This is a genomic window from Kitasatospora sp. cg17-2 (genome assembly GCF_054031055.1).
In genome coordinates this window covers 8,795,324-8,815,523 of sequence record NZ_CM132923.1, presented here as the reverse complement: position 1 = coordinate 8,815,523, position 20,200 = coordinate 8,795,324, and the positions used below count along the sequence as shown (strand labels likewise).

Below are 20,200 nucleotides of genomic sequence, written 5' to 3'. Positions count from 1 at the left end.
TCTCAGGCCACCCAGCCGGCCGTGATCCCCTGGACCGCGGACCCGTCCAGGTCCGCGAGCTTGGCCCCGACGAAGGCGCGGGCCCGGTCCGAGGTCTGGGCGCGGAACGGCGGCCGCTCGGCGGTGAGCGCGGCGACGATGCCCGCCGCGGCCCCCTCCGCGCTCTGCGCCTGGTCGAAGGCCGTCCGGGTGCGGGCCGCGTAGGCGTCCAGCGCGGGCGCGTACGGACCGGCGGCGGCCAGCAGGGCCGGCAGGTCGATGCCCTGGCTGGCGACGAACTCGCTGGCCACCGCGCCCGGTTCGACGACCGTGACGGTGACGCCGACGGTCGCGGCGACCGGGGCCAGCGACTCCATGAAGCCCTCGACGGCGAACTTGGCCGCGCAGTACGCCTCGTTGAAGGGCTGGCCGACCACGCCGCCGACGCTGGTGACGGTGACGACCCGGCCGCCGCTCGCCCGCAGGTGCGGCAGCGCGGCCCGGGTCACGTCGACCACGCCGAAGAAGTTGACCTCCATCACCTCGCGGACGGGGGCGAGCCCGTCCTGTTCGACGGTGCCGACCCGGCCGGCGCCCGCGTTGTTGACCACGGCGTCGAGGCGGCCGTGCCGGGCGACGACGTCCGCCAGGCACCCGGCCACGGAGTCGGTGTCGGTGACGTCGAGCCGGGCGATCTCGATCCGGTCCGCGACGCCGGCCGCCTCGGCGGCCTTCGTCAGCGGGCCGGAGCGGCCGGTGTCGCGCATGGTGGCGACGACCCGGAAGCCCGCACCGGCCGCGGCGACGGCGGCGGCCAGGCCGATGCCGCTGGAGGTGCCGGTGATGAGAACGATCCGGTCGCTGGTGGTCACGGGGACTCCTTGGGATCTGCAGACGTCATTTGTGTGCGTGCACACACACCATAGCAGGATGCGTGCGCGCACACGCAAAAAGGTAGGCTTCCCGGTATGTCGCAGCGCACCGACCTCACCCTGGGGGACCTCACCGCCCGCGACCACGCCTTCTACGGCCTGGTCTGGGCGGGCACGACCCTGAGCGCCCGGGTCGACCAGGCCCTCGCCCGGGCCCACGACCTGCCGCTCTCCTGGTTCGAGGTGATGCTCTGGCTGCGCGGCCAGACCGAACCGGTCGCCGCCTCCGACCTGGGCGCCAAGACCCTGCTCAGCCGCAGCCAGGTCTCCCGGGTCGTCGACGCCCTGCAGGCCCGCGGCCTGGTCGAGCGCGCCCCCTCCCCCACCGACGCCCGCTCGGTGCGGATCGCGCTCACCGCGGAGGGACGGCGACTGTTCGCCGAGGCCGACGCCACCCGCCGGGCGGCGCTCGCCGAGGTCTTCGACGACCGCCTCGACGACGGCGACATCGCCGCGCTGGAGGCCGTCTGGGCCAAGCTCAAGCGACCCGCCGGGGCCTGAGCGGCCGGGCGCGGGCCGTCACCCCGCCGTCCCGCGCCCCGATACCGGAACCCCGCCGGCCGGTCAAGGATGCGCGACTCCCTGGGCGAGCCGCGCCGCAGAGCGTGATCATGGACCTATGCGGTTCCGGCACGACGACGGAGGAGACGGCGGCACCCCCACGAACGCGGACACCACCGCGCTCACGGCGGCGGCCGCGGCGCTCTCCGGGAGCGGCCCGGACACTACCGACAGCGACAACCCCGACCTCCTGCGTGAACTGCTCGCCGCCCTGCCGACCGGCGTCGCCCTGCTCGACACCGAACTGCGCTGGCTGTACCTGAACGCCGCCTTCGCCACCGTCACCGGTCTGCGCCCGGCCGATCTGCTGGGTCGCCCGGCCCAGGACACCGCCTTCGCCGAGGCCGTCGGCACGCTGCGCCGGGTCCTGGACGACGGCCGCGACCGCGAGCGCGCCACCGGGGGCCCGGACGGCCCGGGCGCGCCCGTCCCGGTCGGCCTGCGGGTCCGCTACCGACCGCTCACCGCCGGCGGCCGCGTCGTCGGCGTGATCGTCGCCGTCCTGGACGACCCCGATCCGGCCCAGGAGCTGCACCGCGAACTCACCCGGGCCCGGACCAGGCTCGCCCTCCTGGAGGCTTCCGCCGAGCGGATCGGCACCACCCTCGACATCGACACCACCGGCGCCGAACTCGCCGTGTTCGCCGTGCCGCGGCTGGCCGAACTCGCCACCGTCGACGTCCTGCCGCCGGACACCGCCGCCCGGCCCGGCGGAGCACCGGGTCTGCGGTTCCACCGGGCCGGACTGGCCGCCGCGCCCGCGCTGCGCCCGGACGTCGGAGCACTGGCCCGCCCGGGCGAGTCGGTGCGCCACCGGGAGGGGTCGGTGGCGGCGCGCGCCCTGGCCTCCGGGGTCGCCGTGCTGCTCGCCCCGCAGGGCGCCGAGGAACTCGCCGCGGCGGCGCCCGATCCGCACACCGCGGCCGCCTTCCGCGCCGCCGGGGTCACCTCGCTGCTGGTGCTGCCGCTCACCGCGCGCGGTGAGATGGTCGGTCTGCTGACCCTCGCCCGCACCGCCGCCTCGCCCGGCTTCGGACCGGACGACGCGGTGCTGGTCGGGGACCTCGCCGCCCGGGCCGCGACCGGCATCGACAACGCCCGCCGCTACAGCCGCTCCCAGGGCATCGCGCTCGACCTCCAGCGCGCCCTGCTCAGCGAACCGGGCAACCCGCACCAGAACCTCGAACTCGCCTCCCGCTACCTGCCGTCCGGCAGCAGTTCGGTGGTCGGCGGCGACTGGTACGAGACCGTCCGGCTGCCGTTCGGCCGGACCCTGCTGGTCATGGGCGACGTGATGGGCCACGGCGTCGAGGCCGCCGTCGACATGAGCAACTACCGCTCCACCCTGCGCGACGTCGCGGGCATGGACCTGCCGCCGCACCGGATCCTGCGCCAGCTGGACACCGTCATCGCCGCCAACGAGTCCGCCCGACCCGCGACCTGCCTGCTCGCGCTCGCCGACCCCGGCCGGGGCCGGTGGACCTTCTCCTGCGCCGGACACCTCCCGCCCGCCCTGATCGCGCCCGGCCGGCCCACCGAACTGCTGCGGGTGCCGACCGGCCCGCCGCTCGGTACCGGGGTCGGCGGCTACGAACAGACCACCCGGACCCTGCTGCCCGGCGAGACCCTGCTGCTGTACACGGACGGGCTGGTGGAGCGGCGCGGCGAGGACATCGATGTCTCGCTGGCCCGGCTGGCCGCCCTGCGGCTGCCGGTCACCGGCCCGCTGGACGAGCTGCTCGACGCCGCCCTGCACGCCCTCGGCCCGGCCTCCGGGCACCCGGCGGAGGACGACGTCGCCGTCCTGGCGGCCCGGCCGAGGCTCCGGCCGCCGCCCCGGGCGCAGCAGTCCCGGGGGTAGCGGTGCCGGGACTGCCGTCCCGGGCGCGGCTGCCGGGTTCGCCTGCCCGGGGCTCAGCGCTCGCCCGGCCCCCAGACCTTGCCCGGGCCTCATAGCCTGCCCGGGCCTCAGACCTTGCCCAGGGCCTGTTCCAGATCGGCCCAGAGGTCCTCGGGGTGCTCGATGCCGACGGCCAGCCGAACGGTGCCGGGGCCGATCCCGGCGGCGGCCAGTTCCTCGTCCGAGAGCTGGCGGTGCGAGGTGCTGGCCGGGTGCATGACGAGGGTGTGCACCCCGCCGAGCGAGGGCGCGAGCGAGGCCAGGCGGAGCGCGCCGACGAAGGCCCCCGCGGCCTCGCGCCCGCCGGCCAGGTCGACGGCGAACACCCCGCCCACTCCCTCCGGCAGCAGCCGGCGGGCCAGCTCGTGGTCCGGGTGGCCCGGCAGGCCCGGGTGGTGCACGGTGGTGACCGCCGGGTGGGCGGCGAGCCGTCCGGCCAGGTCGAGCGCGGACTCGCAGTGCCGGCGCATCCGCAGGCCCAGGGTCTGCATCCCGCGCAGGGTCAGCCAGGCGGCGAACGGGTCCAGGGAGGCGCCGAGTTCGACCCCGTGCTCCCAGACCCGGTGGTGCAGGTCGGCGTCGGCGAAGACGGCGACCCCGGCCAGCACGTCGGAGTGGCCGCCCAGGTACTTGGTGGCCGAGTGGACCACGACGTCCGCCCCGTGCTCGATCGGGCGGCAGAGCAGCGGGGTGGTGAAGGTGTTGTCCACCACGCTCAGCACCCCGGCCTCCCGGGCGACGCCGATCAGGGCCGGCAGGTCGGTGACCCGCGCGGTCGGGTTGGAGACCGTCTCCAGGTACAGCAGCCGGGTGTTGGGCCGCAGAGCGGCGCGGACCTCCTCCGGGTCGTCACCCCGGACGTGGGTGACCGTCACGCCCCAGCGCGCGGCCAGATCGGCCAGGGCCGCGAAGGTGCCGCCGTACAGGCTCTCCTGGGCGATCACATGGTCCCCGGAGCGGAGCAGCGCGAGCAGCACGGTGTTGATCGCGCCCATCCCGGAGGAGGCGGCCAGCGCACCGCTGCCGCCTTCCAGCCCGGCCACCGCGTGCTCCAGCGAACGGACCGTCGGATTGCCCAGCCGGTTGTAGAGGAAGGCCCGGTCGGGCCCGGCGAAGGCCTCCGCCAGCGCGTCGCCGTCGGGGAACGCGAAGACGTGGCCCTGATGGATCGGCACGCCCAGCGGCCGGCTTCCGGTCACCTCGGTCACGGGCGGGTGGACGATCCGGCTCTCGGGCCGCAGCCCGTCGTGGAAGTCGCTCATCCCCCCATCCTGACCGCGTCCGCCGTCACCGGGCCAGGGCCAATCCCACCCGGGTGGCCCCGGATCCCCGGTCGCCGGGGTGCCGACGTCCGTCCGTCCCTCCGTACCCCTGTCACGGAGGGACGGACGGGTCCCGGGGCTCCCGGCGTCCGGGCGCCGCCCGGCCCTGGTCGGGGCCGGGGCGGCGCGATCGGAGCCGGGCTGCCCGGTCAGGGTCGGTGGCCGATCAGGGTCGGTGACCCGACCGGAGCCGGTGGCCCGAGCGAACCCGGTGGCCCGACCGGCCCCGGCGGCCGGGGCGGTACCGGATCGGCGCGGCGGCTCCCGGACCGTGCCCGGTGTGCGCGGCGGGGCCGCTCAGAGCGACTCGGCGACGCCGGGGGTCAGCAGGCGCAGCCGGCCGGTCAGGTCGGGGGCCGAGAAGGCCCCGGTGATGGCGGCCGGGTCCTCGCCGAGGTGCTCCCAGGACTCGTAGTGGACCGGGACCACGGTGCGGGCTCCCAGGAGCCGGGCGAGTTCGGCCCCCTCGCGGGCGCTCATCGAGAACGCCCGGTCGCCGGTGGACGGGAAGTGGGCGTCGCCCAGGTGCAGGAAGGCGGTGTCCACGGTGAAGCGTTCGGCGATGCCCGCCAGCGCGTCGTGGCGGACGGTGTCCCCGGAGAGGTAGAGGGTGCCGCCCTCGTACTCGACGACGAATCCGGTGACCGGACCGGTGGCCTCCTCGGTGCCCGGCGGCCCGTGCCGGGCGGGCGTGGCCGTCACCGTGACGGTCGTGGCGCCGGCGGTGATGCGACGGCTCTCCCAGGTCGCCAACCCCTCGGCCGCTCCCCCGAGCCGTTCGGCGGCCTCGGGTGTGGTGAGCACGGTGGTGGCGCGGGCCAGCACCGTCCGGCCGGTCGGGTCGAGGTTGTCGGCGTGCTGGTCGTGGGAGAGCAGGACCAGGTCGATCGGCGGCAGCTGGTCGGCGGTGAGCGCCGGGCCGGCGGTGCGGCGCAGCGGGCGGGCCGCCGGGTAGTCGGCCGGGCCGGGGTCGAGGGCCGGGTCGGTGAGGACGGTCAGGTCGCCGATCCGCAGCAGGACGGTGGCGGTGCCCAGGTGGGCGGCGGTGACGGTGACCGGGGCGGTGGGCGTCGGCGTGGTGGTGGCAGTAGTCGCGGTGGTGGTCGTGTTCGGTGCTGGTGCGCTGTGGTCGGACATCTCTCTGCTTCCCCCGTAGTACGTGCGGTGCCGCTGCCGGGGCGTCAGCCGCGGGCCGCGCGCTCCGCCTTGGCGTCGATCTTCTCCTGGAGCGCGGTCAGCAGGCCCTGGAGCAGGCCGATGGTGATCTCGTCGGTGAGGTTGCCCTCCTCGTCGAAGCGCTCGTGCGCCCGGAAGACGATGACCTCGGGCTTCACCACGACGTCGGTCTCGGTCCAGACGAAGACCTGGCGGAGCGCCAGCTGGGCGCGGACGGTGCCGAAGTTGGTCGGGGCGGCGCCGAGGATGGCGGCCGGCTTGCGGTGCAGCGGCAGGCCCTCGGTGCGGGTCCAGTCGGTGCTCAGCCAGTCGATGGCGTTCTTGAGCACGCCGGGGATTGAGTAGTTGAACTCGGGGGTGGCGATCAGCAGGCCGTCGGCCTCGGCGACCCGGCGGCGCAGGTCCTCGACGACGGCCGGGCGCAGCTCGGGGGTGTCGAGGTCCAGGTCGTACGGCGGGATCTCGCGCAGGCCCTCGTAGATCTCGATCTCCTGGCCGCCCGGGTTGAACTTCTGGGCGGCCTTCAGCAGCCGGGTGTTGTGCGAGTCGGCGCGCAGCGAACCGGAGATGGCGAAGATCTTGGACGCGGTCATGACGTACTCCTCGATGGGGATGTGACTGCCGGTGATCTGACTGTCCGTATGACACGGATGTGACTGCCGGTGCCGTGGTGACTGCCGGGGTCGACACCGAGAAAACTAGACGGACCAGTTCATCCTGTCAACTGAACTGTTCAGTCTTGACACTGAACTGAATGGTGTAGTTCAGTCGACCCATGACCACGACACCCGTGCACACCGCCCCGACGACCACCGGCCGCTCCGTCGCCCGCGTCGTCTCCCCGTTCCACACCTTCGAGGGCGCGGGCTTCCCCGTCCGCCGCCCCTTCCCCACCGCCGAGCTGCCCTTCCTCGACCCCTTCCTGATGGTCGACCAGGTCGGCCCGGTCGACCTCGCCCCCGGCGAGGCCAAGGGGGCTCCCCCGCACCCGCACCGGGGCTTCGAGACCATCCAGTACGTCATCGACGGCGACATCGCGAACGCCGACTCCCGGGGCCACCGGGCCGTGGTCCGCGGCGGCGGCGTCCAGTGGCTGACCGCCGGCTCGGGCATCGTGCACGAGGCCCTGCCCACCCCCGAGTTCCTCGCCGCCGGCGGCCGCCAGCACATGCTGCAGATCTGGGTGAACCTGCCCGCGCGGCTCAAGGGGGTGCCGCCGCGCAGTCAGAACGCCGAGGCCGCCGACCTGCCCGTGGTCCGCACCGCCGAGGGCGCCGAGCTGATCGTGCTCGCCGGGACCACCCACGGCGCGACCGCGCCCTTCCGGACCCACACCCCGCTCCTGGTGGTGCACGCCCGGCTCGCGGCCGGCGGCTCGGCGACGTTCACCGCTCCGGCCCACCACACCGCCGCGTTCCACACCCTGACCGGCCGGGCCGAGACCGCGGGCGTCCCGCTGCCCGACGGCCACCTCGCCGTCCTCGACCACGACGGCGAGGGCTTCACCGTCCGGGCCGTGGACGGGCCGGCCGAGGTGCTCGTCCTGGCCGGCGAGCCGATCGGCGAACCGGTCGCCCGCAGCGGGCCGTTCGTGATGAACACGGTGGCCGAGCTCCACCGCGCCCAGCTGGACTTCTCGCGCGGTCTGATGGGCCGGATGCCGGTATGAGCGCCTTCCCGGCCCGGCTCGCCGCCCGGCCCACGGCCGCCCTCGGCCCTGCCGCCCGCAACCCCACCGCCCCGCGCCCGCACGCCGCCCACGACCGAGGTGCCGCCACCGCGCCGGGCCGGCGGGCGCCGGGGTCGACGGCCGCGGCACTGCTGATCGCCGCCGCCGCGAGCGGGATCTCCGGGCCGAGTCTGGCCCTGCCCACCGCCGCCCACGCCCTGGGCCTCCCGACCGCCTCGGCGGCCTGGCTGATGACCGCGTACGGACTCGGCCTGCTCGCCGGTACCCCGCTGCTGTCCGGCACCGCCGGGCGGCGCGGCCCCGCCGCCCTGGTCCGGGCCGGCGCGGCGCTGGTCGCCCTCGGCGCCGCGATCGTGCTGGCCTCGCCCTCCGCCCTGCTGCCGCTGGCGGCGGGGCGGGCGGTGGAGGCCGCCGGAGCGGCGGGGCTGACCGTCGCGGCCTTCCGGATCGCCGGCCGCGACCGCACCGGCCGCTCCACCGGCCTGGTCGCGATCGGCAACGCGGCCGGCGGCACGCTCGGCCTGTTCGTCGGCGCGGGCGCCGCGCAGCTGCTCGGCTGGCGGGCCGCGCTGGTCATGCCGCTGCTCGCCCTCGCGGTGCTCCCCGCCGTACTGCGCCCGGCCGGACAGGCGGGGCGGGCAGGAGAGTCGGGGCAGGCGGGGCAGGCGGGAGAAACGGGGCCGGCCGGAAGCCCTCGGCCGCGGTTCCGCGACGCCCTGCCGCTGGGCCTGCTGCGGCGGCCCGGCTTCCGCCGCCCGGCCCTGCTCATGCTCGCACTCGCCACCGTCAACTTCGCCCTGGTCTACGGCGCCCCGCGCCGGGTGACCGCCCTCACCGGCTGGGGCCCGCTGCCCACCGGTGCCGCGGTCGCGTCCGTGGCGCTCGCCGGCGCGCTGCTCTCCTGGCAGCTGGTACGGCTCGCCCCCGCCCTGGGGACGGCCCGGGTCCGGGTGCTGCTCGCGACGGGCTCGACGGCGGCCGCCGCCGCGGCGGCCTTCGCGCCGTGGCCCCCGGTCGTGCTGCTCGGCTCGGCGCTCAGCTCCCTGGTCACGGCCGGCGGGCAGGGGGTGCTCACGGGTTCGGCGGTCGGCGGGCTCGCGCCGGAGCGGCAGGGCGGTGCGATCGGCCTGTTCAATCTGGCCTTCCCGGCGGGCGTCGCCGCAGGTCCGGCCCTCGCGGGCTTTGCGGACCAAACGGTTCAGTTCCTATACTGAACGGTCCAATCACCCGGACCGGTCACTACCACCCCAAACGGTCGGTACCATCCCGTCGCAGTAGCCCACCCCGCCAGGGAAGCCCCTTCCCACCCCGACGAAGGACGAAGGACGGACGCATGGGAGCCGAGCGCCAGGACGCCACCGACGAGTACGGGATGCCGATCATCCCGGCGCCGGGCGACGCCGCGGCCCGCAAGCGCCAGGCGATCATCGACGCCGCCCTCGCGGAGTTCCTCGCCGAGGGCTACTCGGCCGCCTCGATGGACGTCATCACCAACCGGTCCGGCGTCTCCAAGGCCACCATCTACAAGCACTTCGGCAGCAAGGAACGCCTTTTCCTGGCCGTCGTCAGCGGTGTGCTGCCCAAGACCTACGCCGACCTGACGCCGCCCGCCCGCGCCCTCGCCGACGCCCCGGACGTGCGCACGGCCCTCGTCCGGCACACCACCGAGCTCGCCCGCATCCTGCTGCGCCCCGAGATCATGCTGCTGCGCCGCCTGGTGATCGGCGAGATCGACCGCTTCCCGCAGCTCGGCCAGCTCTGGTACCTGGTCACCTACGACATGAACAACGGCCCGCTGGTCGAGGTGCTCACCGACCTCACCGCCAAGGGCGAGCTGCACGTCCCGGACCCGAAGCTCGCCGTCCAGCAACTGGTGGCCTGCACCGTCGGCATCCCGCAGCTGGTGCACACCTTCGCCCCCACCACTCCGGTGGCCGACGACGAGCTCGCCCGCACCATCGGGTCCGGCGTCGACCTCTTCCTCGCCCGCTACGGCCGTCCCCCGGGCTGGCACGGCCCGGCCTGACCGGCCCCTCCGCCGTCGCCACGAACGCCACTCCCCCAGGAAGCGGTCCGCCGCCGGCCCCGGCCCCGGGAGGACCGGGGCGGAGACGGCGGCGGAGTCGTTCGACGGGCACCGGACCCGGCACCGCCTCAGCGGTCGGCGTCCCCCGCCCGCCCGGTCCGCTCCGCCTGCTCGGCCTGCTCGGACTGCTCTGCCCGTTCCGCCCGGCGGCGCTGCCGCAGCACGAACGGGACGGCCGCGGCCACCAGGGCGGCCTCCGGCGCCGAGGGCTCGGCCGGCCCCTCCCCGCCACGCCCGCCGACGCGGTCCGGCGCCCCCGCCGCGAGGCCCTTCTGGTCGAAGGTGTCCGGCACCGGCAGGGTGTCCCAGCGCGACAGCGGCCAGGCGACCACGAAGGCCCGGCCGATCACGTTCTTCACCGGGACGAAGCCGCCACCGGGCTCGTTGACGTGGAAGCGCGAGTCGCGCGAGTCGTTGCGGTGGTCCCCCATCACCCACAGGTGGTCCTTGGGCACCGTCACCGTGCCCACCGGCGCGTCACCGCACGGCGTCGCCCCCGGGTACAGGTACGGCTCGTCCAGCGCCGCGCCGTTGACCTTGACCGGGCCGCCCTCCCGGCACTCGACGGTGTCCCCGCCGACCGCGATCACCCGCTTGATGAGGTCCTTCTCGTTGTCGGAGGGCAGCAGGCCGACCGTGCCGAGCGCCGTCCGGATCCCCTCGACGAACGCGTTGCCCTTCACCCGGGGCACCGAGTCCAGCCAGCCGCCCGGGTCCTTGAAGACCACCACCTCACCGCGCTCCGGCTCGGCGCCGAACCACGGGGTGAACTTGTCGACCAGGACCCGGTCGTCCTTCTCCAGCGTGTGCTGCATCGAACCCGAGGGGATGGAGAAGGCCTGGACGAAGAAGGTCTTGATGCCCAGTGAGAGCAGCAGGGCGATGCCGATCAGGATCGGCAGCTCCTGCCAGAACGGCCGTTTCTTCTTCACCTTCCCGCGCTTGCCCCCGCCGTCCCCGTCCGCGCCGCCGTCCGGACCGCCGTCGGCCCCTCCTCCGGCATCGCCCTCCGCGCCTCCACCGGTGTCCGCCTGCGCGCCTCCGGCGGCGGCACGCTCCCCGGTGGCCGTGGCCGTGGCCGCCACCTCCGGGGCCTTCCCGTCGCCCTGACCACTGCCCGCCGAACCGGCGGTATCCTCCACGCTCATCCCTGGCCCCCTCCGGACGGCCCGGCGGGCCCCCGTGCGGGACCCCCCGTTGTCAGCTAACGATCGACGGTTCCCACGACCGGGCAGGGCCGGCCTCCGGCCACCCCCGCCCGCCACCGACCCGTCAGAACGTACACCCCGGGCCCCGCCGCTACGACACCCCACCGCCCAGCATGATCCGCGCGACCAGCTCCCGCCGGCTGGCCACACCGGCCTTGGCGAACACCGACTTCAGATGGTCCTGCACCGTGTACGGCTTCATCGCCAGCAACCGCGACACGTCCCGGGTGTCGCACCCCCGCACCAGCAGCAGCGCCACCTCCTGCTCCCGCGCCGTCAGCCCGTACGCCGAGAGGTACAGCGGCATCGCGTCGGCGGGCGTCGCCGGCGCCGCCACCACCGTCACCAGGTCCTCGGCGCCGCCCTTCAACGCCGAACCGTGCAGCACGTACCAGCGGCCGTCGCCGTCCTGCACCCTGATCTTCGACTGCGGCACGGGCAGGCCGTGGGCCACCCGGCGGGCCTGCTCGGCGGCCATCGCGACCGCCGTCGGGACCCGCAGCGAAGTCCGGCTCGGATCGGAGAGCCGACCGAGCAGTTCCTCCGCCGGGCCGGAGATGGCGATCGGCCGGTTCCCCCGGCCGAGCACCACCACCGCCGGCCCGGCGTCCGCCGTCCGGCCCGACGCCGCGTCGGCCGTCGGCACATGACAGGCCCTCAGCGCGTTGCCGAGGTGCCGCGCGGCGAGGTCCGCGAGCTCCCGGTGCCGGGCCAGGAACGGCCCCCGGCCGGGCACCCGCATGAAGACCGCGCACCCCCACATCCCGCCGTGCGCGTCGAACACGGCCCGCAGTTCGTCGCCGAACCCCGCCGGCCGGATCTGCTCCCGGAACCGCACGCTCTCCATCAGCCGCCCCCGGGTCGCCCGGCTCAGCGTCTCCGCCCGCACCCCGCTGCGCCGGATCCCCGAGAACGTCGCCACATCGTCCGCCCACACCTCCAGGCGCACCGCGTTCTCGAAGCCGTCCAGGCTGAGGTCGTCGCTCAGCACCGAGTTCACCAGCCCGGTCGCCGGATCCGCCGAGTGCCAGCAGACCGCGTCGTACTCCAGGACTCCCCGCAGCAGTTCGTCCGCTCTGCGGAACACCCCCTCCGCCCCCAACCCCGCTCCGGCCAGCTCCCGCAGTCCCTCGATCGCCTGCTGCGCCGCCACCCCACGTGCCCCACGTGATCCCATGTGCCGGAAACTAACACGCACACCGACCACCCGCCCATGCCCCGCCGGACGGATCCGCCCTCCCCCTCCGGACGGTCCCCGGCCCCTCTCCCCTCATCCTCCGGTCGCGCTCCGACCCCGACGACAACCCCGACGAGGACCCCGACGAGGACCCCGGGACCGGACACGGCGGGGGCGGGGCCGGGTACCCGGCCCCGCCCCCGCCGACGGTCCCGACCGCCCTGCCGCTACAGCCAGTTGCGGCGCTTGAAGATCAGGTAGAGGCTGGTGCAGACGAGGGCCATGAGGGCGATCGCGAAGGGGTAGCCGTAGGCCCACTTGAGTTCGGGCATGTCGGTGAAGTTCATGCCGTAGACGGTCCCGATCAGGGTCGGGGCGAAGAGGATGGCGGCCCAGGAGGAGATCTTCTTGATCTCGTCGTTCTGGACGTGGCCGGCCTCGGCGAGTTGCTTCATCTCCTCGTTCTGGCGCTGGGAGACCAGGGTGGCGTTGACGGTGAGGATGTTCTGGAGCATCTGGCGGAAGCCGTCGACGCGTTCGGCCGCGTAGGTGGCGTGGTCGGCGACGTCGCGCAGGTAGCGGCGGAGCTCCTCGTCGGTGCCGTACTTCTCGAAGCCCGCCTCCAGGCTCTGCATGATCTCCAGCAGGGGCCGGGTGGCGCGCTGGAACTCGATGACCTCGCGGGAGAGTTCGTAGATGCGCCGGGAGACCTGCGGGTCACCGCCGAAGACCTCGGTCTCGATCTCGTCGATGTCGTGCTGGAGACCGGCGATGACCGGGGCGTAGCCGTCCACCACGGCGTCCAGGACGGCGTAGAGCACGGCCTCGGGACCGAGGGCCAGGAGTTCGGGGTCGGCCTCCAGACGGCGGCGGACCGCGGAGAGGTCGGGGGCCTGGGAGTGGCGGACGGTGAGGACGAAGTCGGGGCCGACGAAGAGGTGGATCTCGCCGAAGTCGACCTCCTCCACGTCGTCCAGGTAGCGGGCGGCGCGCAGCACCACGAAGAGGGTGTCGCCGTAGCGCTCCAGCTTGGGGCGCTGGTGGGCCACGATGGCGTCCTCGACGGCCAGTTCGTGCAGGTTGAACCGCTCCGCGGCCTCCAGCAGCTGGGCCTCGGCGGGCCGGTAGAGACCGATCCAGGCCATCGTGCCGGGCTTGCCGGGCAGTTCGCGGTAGACGCCGGCGAGGTCGGTGGCGGAGGCGAGCCGGTGGCCGTCGAAGTAGACGCCGGCGTCGACGACGGAGCGCTCCAGGCTCACGTGCTCGACCGGCTGGTCGGGGCGCGGGTCCATCGAGTGCTCGGGGGCGGGCTGGGCGGGCGTGGTGCCGCCGGCCGGGTTGGTGGGACGGGAGAAGGGGAGCTTGCTCGCACGCACTGCGCGCACACGCCAGTCGGACATGACGGGGTACCTCCGCGGTTCGGGGGCCGCCGCACCGGACACAGCAGGTCGGGGGTGCGGGGCAGGCGGGGGGCGCCCGGTCGTCCTCCACCGCGCACGGCGCCCTGGCCGCGCGGCGCGCCGGGTCAGCGGCGGGCGGTGCGACGGCGGGGGTCGGGAGCGGTACGGGAGGAGGGGAACCGGGTGCCGGGAGAAGTGAGGGACGTCCTGGGGAGGGGCCTACTTCGACCCGGACTACTACTGCACTCCATCGCTCTCACCTCCTCGCCGTCGGGGCGCCCGCGCGGGGTCGCCGTAACCGGGCCACCAGGAGGCTCCACACCGCCGAGCGGGCGCGCACGGGCGCCGCAGCGTCGGGTGGGCACCCCTTGATCTCGTCAGAGCTTTGGCACGCCACGGCGTAGCACCCGGGATGGTCCCGAGGGGTGCAGCCACTTGGGGTCACCCCTTAGGCCGGGGAGACCTGTCCTGACCCTGGGCGTCTCTCGACGTCGTGGGGTCAGTGGCCTGTGTCCATGGCGACGCCTCACCGAACGAGGTGCCTTCACAACCTCTCGGAGTCTAGTACCCGCTGGAGGGGTGCTTCGACCAGGGGTGCGGTCACGACTCGGCGCGGCACGCGAGACGGTCGATGCGCGGGCCTCGCGGAAGGCTCGTACGAGCACCCCGCGCCCCGGGTGCGCTCCGGCGCGCGCCGAACTGAAAGTACGTCAATTTGCTTGTAGAGGACGGGATCCGGTCAGGCCGCCGGCCCGAGGTGGGCGGCCACGTACGGCACGGCGACCGCCTCCAGTGCGCCGGGCGAGCCGAACGCCGGGTGGACGTTGACCTCGAAGACCGCCCCGCCGCTCTCCCCCGCGAGGTCGACCGCCGCGAACGGCAGCCCCACCGAGCGGGTGGCCGCGATCGCCAGCTCCGCCAGCCCGGCGGGCAGCGCCTCGACCGGCAGCGGGGTGGAGACGGCGCCCCGGGCGAGGTTGCACGGCTGGTCCGGGTCGTCCTGCACGTGTTCGACGGCGCGGAGCGCCCGGCCGGCGAGCACGGTCACCCGGTACTGGTGCCGTCGGCCGTCCGGGGTGAAGTTGCGGGCGTCGGCGGCGAGCAGCCAGGGGGTACCGGCCTCGGCGTAGCGCTCGGCCGCCTCGGCGAGCTGGGCGTGGGTGGTGACGTGGAAGACGTCCTCCCCGCTCATGCCGAGGGCCGGGCGGGCCCAGACGTCGCCGCCGAGCCGTTCGAACACCTCGGCGGCCCCGGCCCGGGTGGGCCGGTCGAGCGTGACCGTGGGCATCTGGCGGACGCCGTCCCGGGCGAAGCACTCGACGGTCAGCCGCTTGTCGGTGGCCGCCCGCCAGCCGTCGGCGGCGGTGCCGAGCGAGCGGACCCCGTTCTCGCGCAGCAGCCGCTGGCAGTCGGTGAGTTCGTGGCGGCGGTGCGGCGGTATCTCGTACAGGAGCACCGTCCGGGCGGTCAGCGCGAGGCCTTCGGCGGGGACTTCGAGGGCGACCCCGTCGCCGGTGCCCCGCACCCGTCCGCCACCGGCGGGGCCGGCCGCGCCGCCGCTCATGAAGTGCCGCGCGTCGAGCAGGAACGGTGCCTGCCCGGTCAGCCGCCGCACCGCGGTGGCCAGCGTTTCCCGGCTGCCCTCGGTCGAGCCGTGGTCGGTCATCAGAACGAGCTCGCTACGCCCCATGGCCCCATGGAACATGTCGCGGACATGTCCAGGCAAGGGATTCCCGGAACTCGCCCGGGGAAGGTGCCCCGGGAGGATTCGCGTGCGCCCGAACGGTGCCGCGCGTTCACCGCGACGCCATGTCGGCGCCCCGCGCCTCCCCTCCGAGCGACCCGTCACCGCGTCGCGCCGGGAAAACCGGTTGGCGGGCCGGGGAGGCCACTGCTAGATTCCCGGTGGCCGTGCGAGAGAACGAGGAGGTGGTACCCGTGAACGCAGTATCGACATGGGTGCTCCCCTCCGGAGTCATGGTCGGGCGATAGGTCGTCCGGGAGCGCCGTTCAAGAGCACTCCCGAAAGGCACGACCATGCGCTTCACCTCCGAGCAGCGCCTCGACGACGGCGTCCTCGAACGCGAATTCATCCTCGACGGGATCCCCGGCATCCTCTGGACGCCCGCGTCCGCCTCCCCCTCCGCACCGGTGCCGCTGATCCTGCTCGGCCACCCCGGCGGGCTCCAGCGGATGCGCCCCCGGCTGCTGGACCGGGCCCGGCAGTCCGCGGCGGACGGCTTCGCCTCGGCCACCCTCGAACTCCCCGGCAGCGGCGACCGGCCCCGTTCCGCCGTCACCGAGCAGGCCCGGGCCGACCTGCGCCGGGCCATGGCGGCCGGCGAACCGGTCGGCCCCGAGATCGTGGACCGGCTCGTCCTCCCCCTCGTCGACCAGGCCGTCCCGGAGTGGCGGGCGGCCCTGGACGCCCTCCTCGCACTGCCCGGGATCGGCGGCCCGGTCGGGTACTCGGGGGGAGTGATCGCCATCGGCACCCGGCTGGCGCTCGTCGAGCCGCGGATCGCGGCCGCCGTCCTGTTCGCGGGCAGTTTCGTGCCCGCCGCCACCTTCGAGGAGGCCCGCCGGGTCACCGTTCCGCTGCACGTCCTGCTGCAGTGGGACGACGAGGGGAACGACCGGCAGGCGTCCCTGGACCTCTTCGACGCGTTCGGCTCCGCGGAGAAGACGCTGAACGCCAATCTCGGCGGGCACACCGGCGTCCCCCGGTTCGCGGGGGACGCTGCGGCGCAGTTCTTCGGCCGGCACCTGAGGTGAGGCCGGACCGTCGGCCGGCCGGCGGGCGCTGAGCGCGGCGCCAGCCGGCTCGCGGGCCGACCTCGGTGGTCGCGGCCCTGAAGGCGCGCGGGCCTCGGGGCCTGCGCGCCTCAGGGCCTGCGCGCCTCAGGGCTCGCGGGCCTCAGGGCTTGCCGGCCTCAGGGCTTGCGGGCCTCGATCAGGAACCGGGCGGAGTGGGCGACGAACGGCCCCTCCGCCCGGATCAGGGCGTCCAGTTCGCGCAGCCGCTCCCGGTGGGCGTCGACGGTGAACCCCGGCACCATCCAGATCACCTTGCGCAGGAACCACACCACCGCGCCGATGTCCCGGAACTCGATCCGCAGCCGCTCCGAGCGCAGGTCCACCACGTCGAGGCCGGCGGCCCGGGCGGCGTCCGCGTCGTCCTCCGGCCGCCGGGCCCGGCGCGCCTCGGGCTGCGGCCCGAGGAAGTACTCGACCAGCTCGAACACCGAGGCCGGCCCCACGTGCTGGGCCAGGTAGCCGCCGCCGGGGCGCAGCACCCGGGCGATCTCGGACCACCACACGGTCACCGGATGACGGCTGGTCACCAGGTCGAAGGAACCGTCGGCGAAGGGCAGCGGAGGCTCGTCCGGGTCGGCCACCACGGCCGCGCCGAGCGGGTGCAGCAGGGCCGCCGCCTTGGCCACGTTCGGCGGCCACGCCTCGGTGGCCACCATCGTCCGCGGGAAGCTCCCGGCCACGCCCGCCAGCACCTCGCCGCCCCCGGTCTGCACGTCCAGCGCCGCCGAGGCGTGCGCCAGCCGCGCGCCGAGCAGCCGCTGGTAGCCCCAGGACGGGCGCTCCTCGCTCGCCCGGCCGTCCAGCCAGGAGAAGTCCCAGCCGTCCACCGGTTCCTCGGCCGCCTCGGCCACCAGCTCCTCGAACGTTCGCTCCATGCCGTTCATCCTCCCTCACCGGTCACCGGTCCGCCGCCGCGCAGGTCCTGCCCCCGGACTCCGCCGGGGGCAGGCTCTCCGCGGTCAGTAGCCGATGGTGCCGTCGAGCAGTTCGCGCAGGATGTCCAGGTGCCCGTTGTGGCGGGCGGTCTCCTCGGTGAGGTGGAGCAGGATCCAGCGCAGGTCCACGTGCAGGCCGTCGCGGACCGGCCGCTTCGCCCGGTCGGCGAGGTCGCTCGTGGCGACCAGTTCGCGGTAGCGGGCGCTCTGTTCGGCGTACTCGTCGAGCAGTTGCGGCAGCGGGAAGTCGACCGCGATCCGCATCTCGCGGTCCGGGTCCTCGTCCGTCCAGGGGCCCTCGTCCTCCTCGCCGAGGAAGACCACCTGGAACCAGTAGTACTCGACCCAGCGGAGGTGGTTCACCAGCCCGCTCAGGGTCATCAGCGGTGAACCCGGCAGGAGTGCCCTGCGCGCGTCCTCCGGGGAGACGCCCTCGCACTTGGCGCGGGTGGTGTCGCGGGCGTAGTCGAGGAACGTGGTCAGCTGTGTGCGCTCGTCCCAGGCGGGAGGAGTGTCGTCGATTCTGGTCATCGTGGGACAGCATGGCCAACCGGACGACCGCTGTCGACATGTTTACGGACGGGCGCCCTCCGGATCGCGCCCGGCGCCGGTGCGGCGGGCCGCGGCGTGCCGGCTGGCGGCCGCCCAGGCGGCGGTGACGGCGTGGTGGGCGCGGACGGTCGCCTCGGCGGTGTCGGCGGGGAGGTGGAGCGGGGCACCGAGGTGGACGTGGAGGCCGGGGCGGCGGAGCGGGGCGGTGGCGAGACCGGCGAGCTGCTTGCCCGTCCCGCCCGAGGTGAGGCGCCGCGAACCGGCTTGGCCGAGCGGGACGACGGGGGCGCCGGTGGCGTGCGCGAGACGGGCCAGGCCGCTGCGGAAGGGGCCGGGCGGAAGTTCACCGGAGTCCCGGCGACGGGGCAGCCCGCCCTCGCCGTAGATCAGCACGACCCGCCCGGCCGCCAGGGCCTCGGCCGCCGCGTCGAGCGACTCCGCCGCCCGCGCGGTACCCCGGTGGACGGCGATGTGGCCCTCGTGGCGCAGCAGTGTCCCGAGCAGGGGTATCCGCCACAGGCCGGCGGTGGCCAGCACGACCGGCCGGGCGCCGAGCCGGTGCAGGGCGGCGAGCACCACGACGGGATCGGAGAGCGAGGTGTGGTTGGCCGCGACGATGCTGCCCGGGGCGACGGTGGGGACCGTGTCGGCGGTGTCGGGAGCCGGATCGGTGGCGGAGGAGGCACCGGCGGCGGCCGGGTCGGCGGTGATGCGGAGGCGGCCGAAGGCGGGCAGCAGGAGGGCGGCGGTGCGGCTCAGCATGGTGTGGGGTGCGTCCTCGTGACGATGGAGCGGAGTGCTGTCCGCCAGTCTGCTCGGGCGCGCCGGGCGGCGCCTGAGTACCCGTACTCAAGCCGGGACCGGGTGCTGGTGGCAACCGGGAACCGGCGAGGTGCCGACCGTTCACCGCGCGCGCGGCGCCGAGGGCGTCTAGGCTCGGTCGGATGAGGCGACTGGACGACATCGACCAGGCACTGTTCCATCGGATCGCCGTGTCCGAGCACCCCTTCGGGGCCGGATCACGGGGGGTCGGCGAACTGCTGCGGCGGGCCAGCCGTGCCGCCGACCACGGGAAACTGTGGTTCGGCACGGCCGCCGTGCTCGGGGCCGTCGGCGGGCGGAGCGGACGGCGGGCGGCACTGCGCGGGGTCAGCGCCCTGGCGCTCGCCTCGTTCACGGCCAACGTGGCCGCCAAGCAGCTCACCCGACGCCCGCGACCCCTGCTCGACGCGGTTCCGATCGCCCGTCGCCTGCTGCGCCAGCCGATCACCACCTCCTTCCCCTCGGGGCACTCGGCCTCGGCGGCGGCCTTCGCGACGGCGGTGGCCATCGAGTCCCCGGTGGCGGCGGCCGTCGTGGCGCCGGTCGCGCTGATCGTGGGCGCCTCCCGGGTGTACACCGGTGCGCACCACCCGAGCGATGTCCTGGCCGGGTTCGCGCTGGGCTCGGCCGTCGCCGCGCTGACGCTGCGCTGGTGGCCCCGCTCGTCCGACCTGCGGCCGGCCGCCGGGCCCGCGCGCCGCTCCGCTCCGGCCCTGCCCGAGGGGCAGGGCCTCTCGGTGGTGGTCAACTCGGGCTCCGGCAGCGGCGCGTTGAGCACCTACGGCCCCGAGGAGACGGTCACCGTGCTGCGCGACCTGCTGCCCCGGGCCGAGATCCGCCTCTGCGGGCCCGAGGACGACCTGCCCGCCCTCCTCTCCGAGGCCGCCGACCGGGCCTCGGCCGAGGGCGGGGCACTCGGGGTCTGCGGCGGCGACGGCAGCGTCAATCTGGCGGCCGGGCTGGCCGTGGAGCGGAACCTGCCGCTGGCGGTGTTCCCCGGTGGCACGCTCAACCACTTCGCGGTGGACCTCGGCATCGAGGACTTCGAGGCGACGGCGACGGCCGTGACCGCGGGCAGCGCCTGCGGAGTGGACCTCGGGCTGGCCACCGACGGTACCGAGCAGCGGTACTTCCTCAACACCTTCAGCCTCGGCGTCTACCCCGAACTGGTCAAGCTGCGGGAGTCGTTGGAGGGGCGGATGGGCAAGTGGCCGGCCCTCGCGGTGGCCACCGCGAAGGTGCTGGTGAACGGTGAGCCGGTCACCGTCCGGGCCGGCGGGCGGGACCGGCAACTGTGGCTGCTGTTCGCCGGGAACGGCGCCTACGACCCGCCGGGCTTCGCCCCGACCCACCGGACCGGGCTCGCCGACGGCCTGCTGGACGTCCGGGTGGTCGACGGCGGCCGGCCGTTCGCCCGGACCAGGCTCGCCGCCGCGTTCCTCTCCGGCACGCTCGCCCGCTCCCGGGTGTACCACGCGGCCCGGCTCCGGGCACTCGACCTGGAGGGGCTGGGCGACGCCGACCGGATCGCGGTCGACGGCGAGTCGCTGCCCGCGGCGGGTCCGCTCCGGCTGTCCAAGTCCGGGCGGGCGCTGACGGTCTACCGGCCCGCCGCGGACTGAGCGCCGCCGCCCGGCGTGCCC

General features: G+C 75.1%; 18 protein-coding genes and 1 riboswitch. Of the genes, 7 read left to right on the top strand and 11 right to left on the bottom strand.

Features of this window, described 5'->3' with window-relative positions; all coding sequences use genetic code 11:
• Positions 1–2 precede the first annotated feature (2 nt).
• Positions 3–851 carry an SDR family NAD(P)-dependent oxidoreductase gene (locus tag ACW14Y_RS37030; RefSeq protein WP_380304571.1) on the bottom strand — a complete coding sequence of 283 codons (849 nt, stop codon included), beginning with the start codon at positions 849–851 and terminating at the stop codon, positions 3–5.
• Between the two features lie 96 nt (positions 852–947).
• Here ACW14Y_RS37030 and ACW14Y_RS37025 point away from each other — a divergent pair, with 96 nt between their 5' ends.
• The gene (locus ACW14Y_RS37025; protein WP_380443456.1) at positions 948–1,412 is read left to right on the top strand and encodes a MarR family winged helix-turn-helix transcriptional regulator; all 465 of its coding nucleotides are present in this window, start codon (positions 948–950) and stop codon (positions 1,410–1,412) included.
• Between the two features lie 118 nt (positions 1,413–1,530).
• Positions 1,531–3,333, top strand: coding sequence for a SpoIIE family protein phosphatase (locus tag ACW14Y_RS37020; RefSeq protein ID WP_456984947.1), 1,803 nt, complete (start codon positions 1,531–1,533; stop codon positions 3,331–3,333).
• A gap of 107 nt (positions 3,334–3,440) precedes the next feature.
• Here ACW14Y_RS37020 and ACW14Y_RS37015 read toward each other — a convergent pair whose 3' ends face one another.
• From ACW14Y_RS37015 to ACW14Y_RS37005, 3 genes are all read right to left on the bottom strand, one after another.
• Positions 3,441–4,634, bottom strand: a complete 1,194-nt coding sequence (locus tag ACW14Y_RS37015; RefSeq protein WP_380304565.1) for a trans-sulfuration enzyme family protein — start codon at positions 4,632–4,634, stop codon at positions 3,441–3,443.
• Positions 4,635–4,991: 357 nt separating this feature from the next.
• Complete coding sequence (locus ACW14Y_RS37010) at positions 4,992–5,831, bottom strand: MBL fold metallo-hydrolase (protein ID WP_380395092.1); 840 nt, start codon at positions 5,829–5,831, stop codon at positions 4,992–4,994.
• Between the two features lie 44 nt (positions 5,832–5,875).
• Positions 5,876–6,463, bottom strand: a complete 588-nt coding sequence (locus ACW14Y_RS37005; protein WP_266272565.1) for an NADPH-dependent FMN reductase — start codon at positions 6,461–6,463, stop codon at positions 5,876–5,878.
• A 182-nt stretch (positions 6,464–6,645) separates the two neighbouring features.
• On the opposite strand from ACW14Y_RS37005, the gene ACW14Y_RS37000 reads away from it, so the two are divergent.
• The 3 genes from ACW14Y_RS37000 (at position 6,646) to ACW14Y_RS36990 (ending at position 9,586) form a co-directional block, all read left to right on the top strand.
• Entirely contained in the window at positions 6,646–7,539 is an 894-nt protein-coding gene (locus ACW14Y_RS37000) for a pirin family protein (RefSeq protein WP_380312251.1), read from the top strand.
• Entirely contained in the window at positions 7,536–8,774 is a 1,239-nt protein-coding gene (locus ACW14Y_RS36995) for an MFS transporter (protein ID WP_456984946.1), read from the top strand. Before ACW14Y_RS37000 ends, ACW14Y_RS36995 begins: the two co-directional genes overlap by 4 nt.
• A 119-nt stretch (positions 8,775–8,893) precedes the next feature.
• Complete coding sequence (locus ACW14Y_RS36990) at positions 8,894–9,586, top strand: TetR/AcrR family transcriptional regulator (RefSeq protein ID WP_380395094.1); 693 nt, start codon at positions 8,894–8,896, stop codon at positions 9,584–9,586.
• 128 nt (positions 9,587–9,714) lie between these two features.
• Here ACW14Y_RS36990 and lepB read toward each other — a convergent pair whose 3' ends face one another.
• From lepB to ACW14Y_RS36970, 4 genes are all read right to left on the bottom strand, one after another.
• On the bottom strand, positions 9,715–10,794 hold the full coding sequence (lepB, locus tag ACW14Y_RS36985) for a signal peptidase I (protein WP_456984945.1): 1,080 nt from the start codon (positions 10,792–10,794) through the stop codon (positions 9,715–9,717).
• A 151-nt stretch (positions 10,795–10,945) separates the two neighbouring features.
• Complete coding sequence (locus tag ACW14Y_RS36980; RefSeq protein ID WP_380443468.1) at positions 10,946–12,031, bottom strand: helix-turn-helix transcriptional regulator; 1,086 nt, start codon at positions 12,029–12,031, stop codon at positions 10,946–10,948.
• 227 nt (positions 12,032–12,258) lie between these two features.
• The gene (locus tag ACW14Y_RS36975) at positions 12,259–13,431 is read right to left on the bottom strand and encodes a magnesium and cobalt transport protein CorA (protein WP_380394249.1); all 1,173 of its coding nucleotides are present in this window, start codon (positions 13,429–13,431) and stop codon (positions 12,259–12,261) included.
• A gap of 358 nt (positions 13,432–13,789) precedes the next feature.
• Positions 13,790–13,976, bottom strand: a riboswitch (M-box (ykoK) riboswitch).
• A gap of 194 nt (positions 13,977–14,170) precedes the next feature.
• Positions 14,171–15,121: an ATP-grasp domain-containing protein gene (locus ACW14Y_RS36970; RefSeq protein WP_402722535.1), complete on the bottom strand. Its 951-nt coding sequence runs from the start codon at positions 15,119–15,121 to the stop codon at positions 14,171–14,173.
• Between the two features lie 347 nt (positions 15,122–15,468).
• Between ACW14Y_RS36970 and ACW14Y_RS36965 the strand changes: the two genes are divergently transcribed.
• A complete protein-coding gene (locus tag ACW14Y_RS36965; protein WP_456984944.1) occupies positions 15,469–16,206 on the top strand; it encodes an alpha/beta hydrolase in 738 nt (245 codons plus the stop codon).
• Between the two features lie 158 nt (positions 16,207–16,364).
• Here the strand turns inward: ACW14Y_RS36965 and ACW14Y_RS36960 are convergent, their stop codons facing one another.
• The 3 genes from ACW14Y_RS36960 to ACW14Y_RS36950 form a co-directional block, all read right to left on the bottom strand.
• A complete protein-coding gene (locus ACW14Y_RS36960; protein WP_456984943.1) occupies positions 16,365–17,123 on the bottom strand; it encodes a class I SAM-dependent methyltransferase in 759 nt (252 codons plus the stop codon).
• Positions 17,124–17,207: 84 nt separating this feature from the next.
• Entirely contained in the window at positions 17,208–17,714 is a 507-nt protein-coding gene (locus ACW14Y_RS36955; protein WP_380307248.1) for a DinB family protein, read from the bottom strand.
• Positions 17,715–17,756: 42 nt separating this feature from the next.
• Positions 17,757–18,497 carry a lysophospholipid acyltransferase family protein gene (locus ACW14Y_RS36950; RefSeq protein ID WP_380307246.1) on the bottom strand — a complete coding sequence of 247 codons (741 nt, stop codon included), beginning with the start codon at positions 18,495–18,497 and terminating at the stop codon, positions 17,757–17,759.
• A 182-nt stretch (positions 18,498–18,679) separates the two neighbouring features.
• Here ACW14Y_RS36950 and ACW14Y_RS36945 point away from each other — a divergent pair, with 182 nt between their 5' ends.
• Positions 18,680–20,179: a bifunctional phosphatase PAP2/diacylglycerol kinase family protein gene (locus ACW14Y_RS36945; protein WP_380307244.1), complete on the top strand. Its 1,500-nt coding sequence runs from the start codon at positions 18,680–18,682 to the stop codon at positions 20,177–20,179.
• Positions 20,180–20,200: the final 21 nt, after the last annotated feature.

Coding starts and splice junctions, on each gene's coding strand:
- ACW14Y_RS37025 (WP_380443456.1), top strand. CDS start 948: ATGTCGCAGCGCACCGACCTCACCCTGGGGGACCTCACCGCCCGCGAC.
- ACW14Y_RS37020 (WP_456984947.1), top strand. CDS start 1,531: ATGCGGTTCCGGCACGACGACGGAGGAGACGGCGGCACCCCCACGAAC.
- ACW14Y_RS37015 (WP_380304565.1), bottom strand. CDS start 4,634: ATGAGCGACTTCCACGACGGGCTGCGGCCCGAGAGCCGGATCGTCCAC.
- ACW14Y_RS37010 (WP_380395092.1), bottom strand. CDS start 5,831: ATGTCCGACCACAGCGCACCAGCACCGAACACGACCACCACCGCGACT.
- ACW14Y_RS37005 (WP_266272565.1), bottom strand. CDS start 6,463: ATGACCGCGTCCAAGATCTTCGCCATCTCCGGTTCGCTGCGCGCCGAC.
- ACW14Y_RS37000 (WP_380312251.1), top strand. CDS start 6,646: ATGACCACGACACCCGTGCACACCGCCCCGACGACCACCGGCCGCTCC.
- ACW14Y_RS36995 (WP_456984946.1), top strand. CDS start 7,536: ATGAGCGCCTTCCCGGCCCGGCTCGCCGCCCGGCCCACGGCCGCCCTC.
- ACW14Y_RS36990 (WP_380395094.1), top strand. CDS start 8,894: ATGGGAGCCGAGCGCCAGGACGCCACCGACGAGTACGGGATGCCGATC.
- lepB (WP_456984945.1), bottom strand. CDS start 10,794: ATGAGCGTGGAGGATACCGCCGGTTCGGCGGGCAGTGGTCAGGGCGAC.
- ACW14Y_RS36980 (WP_380443468.1), bottom strand. CDS start 12,031: ATGGGATCACGTGGGGCACGTGGGGTGGCGGCGCAGCAGGCGATCGAG.
- ACW14Y_RS36975 (WP_380394249.1), bottom strand. CDS start 13,431: ATGTCCGACTGGCGTGTGCGCGCAGTGCGTGCGAGCAAGCTCCCCTTC.
- ACW14Y_RS36970 (WP_402722535.1), bottom strand. CDS start 15,121: ATGGGGCGTAGCGAGCTCGTTCTGATGACCGACCACGGCTCGACCGAG.
- ACW14Y_RS36965 (WP_456984944.1), top strand. CDS start 15,469: ATGCGCTTCACCTCCGAGCAGCGCCTCGACGACGGCGTCCTCGAACGC.
- ACW14Y_RS36960 (WP_456984943.1), bottom strand. CDS start 17,123: ATGGAGCGAACGTTCGAGGAGCTGGTGGCCGAGGCGGCCGAGGAACCG.
- ACW14Y_RS36955 (WP_380307248.1), bottom strand. CDS start 17,714: ATGACCAGAATCGACGACACTCCTCCCGCCTGGGACGAGCGCACACAG.
- ACW14Y_RS36950 (WP_380307246.1), bottom strand. CDS start 18,497: ATGCTGAGCCGCACCGCCGCCCTCCTGCTGCCCGCCTTCGGCCGCCTC.
- ACW14Y_RS36945 (WP_380307244.1), top strand. CDS start 18,680: ATGAGGCGACTGGACGACATCGACCAGGCACTGTTCCATCGGATCGCC.